This window comes from Clostridium zeae (genome assembly GCF_017312485.1).
GTDB lineage: Bacteria > Bacillota > Clostridia > Clostridiales > Clostridiaceae > Clostridium_AR > Clostridium_AR zeae.
The window spans coordinates 1,898,943-1,906,368 of record NZ_BMBA01000001.1 but is presented as its reverse complement, the minus strand read 5'-3'; the positions used below and the strand labels follow the sequence as shown (position 1 = coordinate 1,906,368).

Here is a 7,426-nt window from a genome sequence, read left to right as displayed (position 1 = left end):
ATCAAGAGAGGTGGAGGGAAAAGGGCCCTATGAAACCCGGCAACCAGTGATATACACAATGGTGCCAATTCCTGCAGGTGAGCTGCGAGATAAGAGAGATGAAATCATAAATCTCTTCTTTGAAGGGATTTTTTTTACTCTTGTAGCAAAATATAAGAAGCTTTTATATTATATAAGAATAATTGCGAAAAAACAAATATTCTTGACTAAGAGTAAAAAGCTATACGCCACACAAACTTTTAATTCCATTAAAGAAGGCGATGCATAAAAAAATCAATGACGGTAGAGATAATGATTTTTCTATAATAAAAAAATATGAAGGGAGGAATTAACTGTTTTATTTTAGAGGACAGTTAAGTTTTGAATGAAAAGATTATTTACATCAGAATCAGTTACAGAAGGACATCCAGATAAAATCTGTGACCAAGTTTCAGACGGAATATTAGATGCTATATTAGAAAAAGATCCAAATGCTAGAGTTGCATGCGAGACAGCAGTAACTACAGGTATGGTTGTAGTTATGGGGGAAATATCTACTAATTGCTATGTAGATATACCTAAAATCGTAAGACAGACAGTAAGAGAAATTGGCTATGACAGAGCTAAATATGGATTTGACTGCGATACATGTGCAGTACTAACTTCAATAGATGAACAATCAGCTGATATTGCTATGGGAGTTGATGAAGCGTTAGAATCCAAAAAGGGTGAAATGGACAAGATTGAAGCAGTTGGTGCTGGAGATCAAGGTATGATGTTTGGATTTGCTACAAACGAAACAGATGAATATATGCCTATGCCAATAGCTTCAGCTCACAGATTATCAAGAAGATTAAGTGAAGTTAGAAAAAATGGTACTTTAGACTATCTAAGACCAGACGGAAAGACTCAAGTTACAGTTGAATATGAAGACAACAAACCAGTTAGAATAGATGCAATTGTTGTTTCTACACAACATGGTCCAGAAGTATCTCAAGAGCAAATAGAAAGAGATATAAAAGAACATGTTATAAATGCTGTAATACCAGCAAACCTATTAGATGAAAATACAAAGTACTATATAAATCCTACTGGTAGATTTGTAATAGGTGGACCACAAGGAGATAGTGGTTTAACTGGAAGAAAGATAATAGTTGATACTTATGGTGGATATGGAAGACACGGTGGTGGTGCTTTCTCAGGAAAGGATCCAACTAAAGTAGATAGATCTGCAGCTTATGCAGCAAGATGGGTTGCTAAAAACCTTGTTGCAGCGGGTGTTGCTGATAAGCTAGAAATAGAGTTAGCTTATGCAATAGGAGTTGCTAAACCAGTTTCTATAGAAGTAGATACTTTTGGAACTGGAAAAATTGGAGATGACAAAATTGTTGAAATAGTTGGTAAAGTATTTGACTTAAGACCAGGTGCTATAATAAGAGATCTTGATCTTAGAAGACCTATATTTAAGCAAACTGCAGCTTATGGACATTTTGGAAGAACTGATGTTGAGTTACCTTGGGAACAATTAAACAAAGTTGAAGAAATAAAGAAATATATATAGAAAAAATGCTGCTTTTAAGCAGCATTTTTTTACTGTATATGAAGTTATAAAATTTCCAAGGGAGCTAAAACGAGATATTTCAATGGTTTTGGAAGCTTTTTATATCAATACAGTAAAAACAGAACTGCGCCTGCCAAATTTTCCTCATATGCATTCGGAAAGGTAGATGCGCAAAAAAAACTCGCTGAAGCGAGTTTTTTTATTCTTCTAATTTACACATTGAAATATTATATAAAATCAACAGGTATAGAGGTATAGATATGTTGATTTGCAAACGATGTTAAGGTCTTATATGTTTTTATTAAATACAACTTTACCTTTTACAATAACAGACTTTATATTGATTTCCTCATCAAATAATAATAAATCAGCATCATATCCTTCTTGAATTAATCCTTTCGTGTCTTCAACCTTGCAATGTTTTGCAGCGTTATATGAAGCCATTCTTATTATTTCATATAATGGATAAGAAGTATTATTTTTAACGTTTTTTACTGCCTTATCTAATGTTAAGATAGAACCAGCCAAAGCACCATTTCTTAATCTAGCAGCACCGTTCTTAACTATTACCTCTTGACCGCCTAAAGAATAATCTCCATCAGGCATGCAGCATGCCATCATTGCATCTGATACTAATAAGACTTTATTAATGCCTTTAATTTTATATGCGGATCTAAGAGAAGGATAAGCAATGTGGATACCGTCTGATATAGTTTCAGTGGTAATATCTGTATCAAAAATTGAACCAACCACACCAGGCTCTCTATGGTGAAAAGGAGTCATGGCGTTAAAAAGGTGAGTTGAATGAGATACTCCAGCTTTAATTCCTTCAATTGCCTCAGAATAATTTGCATTTGTGTGTCCCATTGATACAGCAATATCATTTTCCTTAAGGAAACTAATTAGTTCTTTAGCTCCATCTACTTCTGGAGCGATGGTTATAGCAGTTACAGTATCTATATTCTCACCAACTATTTTCTTAAAGTTATTTATTGTTGGTTCTAAAATAAAATTAGGGTTTTGTGCTCCGATCATCTTTGAACTAATAAATGGTCCCTCTAAATGTACACCTATTACATTCGCGCCATCAGTTCCATTATTTTTTGCATAGGTTATAGCTTCGATTGATTTACTGATGTCATCTGTAGATACAGTCATGGTAGTTGGCAAGAAGGATGTTGTTCCATGCTGTACAATTGTTTTTGATATTTCATTGATAGCATCATAAGTTCCATCCATAGTATCGTGACCACCAGCTCCATGTATGTGAACATCTATAAAACCAGGGGATAAGTATAGACCCATTGCATCAACTGTCTCACAATCAATATTATTTTCAGGATTTATGGCTTTAATCTTACCATTTTCAATAAGTATAGAGCCTTCTTCAATCTTATCGAAGAAAATTATTTTACAGTTTTTTATTAATAACATTAAATCACCTCATATTTATAATAATACTAAATTTAATTTATAGAAACACTATTTAAAATGGAAATACTTATTTTTTTTACTATATAGGAAACTTTAAAGTTTTACAGCTAAATAATTCTATTAATTTTAATTAGTTTGAATAATATTTTCAATAATCTAGCAAAAAAATAAATTTTGTTTTATATTGAATAATATTTTAAATAAAGTTGTAGAATTATGTAATAAAAATGGAACTTAAACATATTTTTTATATTAGTCAAAAATCATTAACCTTTAATGCCTTGAAAGCATACATTTAGAAAGGCAACAATATTTACAAGTGAAATTATTCTGTAAATATTTAAATATTGTATGTTGTGATATAATCTATAATAGAATATTGTGAAATAAAACTAGGAGAGATAAAATGGAAGTTATAAGAGGTATTGTTGATACAATAGTTTATAAAAATGATGAGAATGGATATGTTGTAGCTAAAATAAAAACAGATAAGACCATTATAACTATTGTAGGAGTAATCCCTTATATTGGAGAAGGCCAAAATCTAGAAATGAAAGGTAATTGGGTTTTACATCAACAATTCGGAAGACAGTTTAAGGTTGAGGAATGTGATGAAATAATACCTAACACTGTAGAAGCAATAGAAAAGTATTTGGCATCAGGCTTAATTTACGGAATAGGTCCAATTACTGCTAAGAAAATTGTCGGCAGGTTCGGTGAAAAAACTTTGGAAATAATGGATAGTGATATTGAACGTCTTGGAGAGATAGAAGGAATAGGATCAAAAAAATTAGAGCTTATAATTGAATCTTATGTATCTCAAAGGGAACTTAAGAATATAATGATTTTCTTTCAAGCACATGGGGTTACAACGAATCAATGTATAAAGATTTATAAGAGATTTGGAGGGAGCTCAATAAATATTGTTAAGGAAAATCCTTATGTTTTATGTGAAGAGATAACTGGAATAGGCTTTAAAACATCCGACAAGATTGCAAGATCCTTAGGTGTTGAAGTTGACTCACCATTTAGGATACAGAGCGGTCTTAAATATGTTATTAATGATTTTTGTGCTAATGGTAATACATTTATGCCTAAAGAGTTGTTAATTAAAGAATCCTCTGAAGTACTTACAGTAGATAAAAGTGTAATAGAAAAAAATATATATGACAGCTCACTGGATGGTAAGATAAAAATAGATAGAATAAATGATATAGAAGCTGTATTTAACTTATATTATTATTATTGTGAATTAGGTATAACAAATAGGATACTAACGCTGGCAATAAGTAATTTCCAAAATATTAATCTAGATTTAGGATTTGAGATTGATACTTTTGAAAGCAAAAATGATATAAGCTTTGCTAAATCTCAAAAAGATGCAATAGTTGGTGCTTTCACTAATGGGATTGAAATTATCACAGGTGGTCCAGGAACTGGTAAAACAACAATAATAAAATGTATAATAGAAATGTATGAAAAAGCTGGAATGAGGGTAATGCTCGGAGCTCCAACAGGAAGAGCTGCTAAGAGAATGACTGAATCTACTGGCAGAGAAGCTAAAACAATACACAGATTATTAGAGATGGGAGTAAGTGATGATGAGGATGTTTCTATGTTCTCAAAAGATGAAGGCTCTCCTCTTGAGGCAGATGTTGTTATAGTAGATGAAGCCTCTATGATTGATATAGTTCTCATGAATAACCTTTTAAAAGCTATAAAGGTTGGAACAAGAGTTATTATAGTTGGAGATATTGACCAGCTTCCTTCAGTTGGTCCAGGGAATGTTCTTGCGGATCTTATAGAAAGCGAATTTACTAAGGTTGTGAGATTGAAGGAAATATTTAGGCAGGGTAGGGAAAGCTTGATTGTTACTAATGCTCATAGAATAAATGAGGGTGAAATGCCATTATTAAATGAAAAGGATAAAGATTTTTTCTTTATAAAAGAATCAGAAATAGATTCGATACTTATGACTGTTATTGATTTAATAAATACAAGACTACCTAAGTTTAATAAAAAGTGGGATAAGTTAAAGCAAATTCAAATTTTGTCTCCAATGAAGAAAGGGGTACTCGGTATAACGAACTTAAATAATAAGCTTCAGGAAATCCTGAATCCAAAGAGTAAGGATAAGAAAGAAAAACAAATGAAAGATATTATTTTTAGAGTTGGAGATAAAGTAATGCAAACTAAAAATAATTATTCATTGAAATGGACTAGAATAAGCGGATTTGGAGAGAATGAAGGTGTAGGCGTTTTTAACGGCGATATGGGGTTTATTGACTCCATTGATGAAGAAAATAGATCCTTAAGTGTCATATTTGAAGATGAAAGAAAAATTATTTATGATTACATATTTCTTGACGAGTTAGATTTAGCATATGCAATAACTATACATAAAAGTCAAGGAAGTGAATTTCCAGTTGTTATAATACCTTCCTATATGGGGTCACCGCTACTTATGAACAGAAACTTACTTTATACTGGTATAACAAGAGCAAAAGAGCTAGTGGTTGTTGTTGGCGGGATAAAGGCACTTAAATATATGGTTGACAATACTAGAAGTAATGAAAGATATTCTTCATTAAAGTGGAGAATTAAAGATATTATATCTAATGATGCATTTATGTCTGAATAAGTGAGGAGTTAATATGGTTAATATTGAAATGGATAAAAGATATATTGAATTAAATCATTCAGTTAATAAAATAAACGATTGGTATGAGAAAGATGAATGTAGACTGTTAAATATAATCACTGTACCTTATAATACTTCGAGAATATTTAGAGAGCTTGTAAAAAATATCTTATCTAATAATAAAAAAATACTTTATGTAACTCAAGATGGTGATGTAAATGAAGATATAGTAAAATACCTCAAGTTGTCCTTTGGATTTAAAAGCTATTCTATTATAAGAAATGGAAGTTATCATAGCAATACCTATCTTCATTTTATAAGCTATGAAAACATTAGATTTATAGAAGAAGATTACGAATTAATTATTTACGATGATATAACTAGTTTCTCTAGACAAGGAAAATTAGAGATACAAAATTCGGTTGATTTTTTATATAAAAGATCAAATAAAGTTATTGTATATAGCACAGAAGCTGTTTTTATTAATTGTCCTTATATACAGCTTGGAAATTGCTTTAGAATGACCCCTTTTGTTGAACCTAGAATTATAACCACAAGGATTGATTTAAACAAGGATATCCCTTATCTTTTATATGATTATTTAAAGTGGTTTAAAGACAATAATAGGAAGGTACTAATTCATACACCTTCAAAAGAGAAAACAGAAATAGTATATAATTATTACAATAATATACTAAAAGTTTCTTCAAGAATGAAATTGGTTAAAGTAACAGATAGTAGTGAAATAAAAACTATAGAGAAATTACATGAAGTAAAAGACAAACCTGTTATGGTTATAACTAATCTAATAGTACAGCAATTTGAGGAATTAGATAATATTGATGTAATAATTTATTTTGCTGATGATAAATTTTTCGATTATAAAAAAATAGTATACCTTTGTGGTAAAGTAGGTAAAGTAAGAGGTGCTCAAGGAGAGGTTATACTTCTAGCAAATGAAGTTTCTGCTCAAATGGAGTATGCAAAAGATTTGGCAAGGGAGTTTAATAAAGCTGCGTGGGAAAAGGGATTACTAAAATAATTAAATATATATTAGATTGTGTGCTAGAAGTGATTTATCCTCATTCTAATAAGTGTTTGTGTTGTGAATTAGATACTGATACTGAATCTATTTGTGATAGATGTTTAAATAATGTAGCTTATATATGTGGAGAATATTATTTAGACAAAGAAAATAAAGTTAAGTGTCGTAGTGCTGCTTATTATTCCGGCAGCATTAAAGAACTCATAATTAATTTAAAATACTCAGCTGATTTTGAAAGTGCAGAATTTTTAGCTCAAATTCTTCATAAAAAAATGAAAGAAGAGCATATAAGTGGAGATTTAATTACCTATGTTCCAATATCTAAAGCTTCATCAAAAAAGAGAGGATTTAACCAATGCAGAGCTATAGGAAAAGAATTATCAAATCTTAGTGGAATTAGATTGGTTAATACTTTAAAAAGATCAAAAGAGGTAAAGGAACAAAAAAGATTATCTATTGAGGAAAGAATTGAAAATATGATCGGAGTATTTGAAACTAAAACACCTAAAGATATAGAAAATAAAACTATTATATTAATAGATGATGTGATTACAACGGGTTCAACACTTATGAGTTGTAGAGATACGCTTATAAAGGCTGGAGCTGGAGATGTAATACTCTTGACTGTTGCAAAAAGTAATATATAATAGATAACAGGGGCTAGGTTTGTGGTTGAAAGTCGATGCCAGTCGCAGGCGAAACGATCCACGTAAGTTGAACAAAAGGTTTAATGAGCATGGTGCGGCTTAGAGGTAAGTCCTGCCAG

Annotated in this window: 5 protein-coding genes and 1 riboswitch; of the genes, 4 read left to right on the top strand and 1 reads right to left on the bottom strand. The window is 30.9% G+C overall.

The window, feature by feature from the left end; translation table 11 throughout:
- A riboswitch (SAM riboswitch) is annotated at positions 1-96 on the top strand.
- Positions 97-364: 268 nt separating this feature from the next.
- Entirely contained in the window at positions 365-1,540 is a 1,176-nt protein-coding gene (metK, locus tag J3477_RS08705) for a methionine adenosyltransferase (RefSeq protein ID WP_206869379.1), read from the top strand.
- 288 nt (positions 1,541-1,828) lie between these two features.
- On the opposite strand, the gene nagA is transcribed toward metK, so the two are convergent.
- The gene (nagA, locus tag J3477_RS08700) at positions 1,829-2,974 is read right to left on the bottom strand and encodes an N-acetylglucosamine-6-phosphate deacetylase (protein ID WP_206869378.1); all 1,146 of its coding nucleotides are present in this window, start codon (positions 2,972-2,974) and stop codon (positions 1,829-1,831) included.
- Between the two features lie 406 nt (positions 2,975-3,380).
- On the opposite strand from nagA, the gene recD2 reads away from it, so the two are divergent.
- The 3 genes from recD2 to J3477_RS08685 are packed head-to-tail and all read left to right on the top strand — an operon-like array spanning position 3,381 to position 7,307.
- On the top strand, positions 3,381-5,615 hold the full coding sequence (recD2, locus tag J3477_RS08695) for an SF1B family DNA helicase RecD2 (protein WP_206869377.1): 2,235 nt from the start codon (positions 3,381-3,383) through the stop codon (positions 5,613-5,615).
- Positions 5,616-5,628: 13 nt separating this feature from the next.
- Positions 5,629-6,657 carry a hypothetical protein gene (locus J3477_RS08690; protein WP_206869376.1) on the top strand — a complete coding sequence of 343 codons (1,029 nt, stop codon included), beginning with the start codon at positions 5,629-5,631 and terminating at the stop codon, positions 6,655-6,657.
- Positions 6,633-7,307, top strand: a complete 675-nt coding sequence (locus tag J3477_RS08685; RefSeq protein WP_206869374.1) for a ComF family protein — start codon at positions 6,633-6,635, stop codon at positions 7,305-7,307. The genes J3477_RS08690 and J3477_RS08685 overlap by 25 nt, the downstream gene beginning before the upstream one ends.
- Positions 7,308-7,426: the final 119 nt, after the last annotated feature.

What these genes read in the sequence shown, in the direction of transcription:
- metK (WP_206869379.1), top strand. Translation starts at nt 365, where the DNA reads ATGAAAAGATTATTTACATCAGAATCAGTTACAGAAGGACATCCAGAT.
- nagA (WP_206869378.1), bottom strand. Translation starts at nt 2,974, where the DNA reads ATGTTATTAATAAAAAACTGTAAAATAATTTTCTTCGATAAGATTGAA.
- recD2 (WP_206869377.1), top strand. Translation starts at nt 3,381, where the DNA reads ATGGAAGTTATAAGAGGTATTGTTGATACAATAGTTTATAAAAATGAT.
- J3477_RS08690 (WP_206869376.1), top strand. Translation starts at nt 5,629, where the DNA reads ATGGTTAATATTGAAATGGATAAAAGATATATTGAATTAAATCATTCA.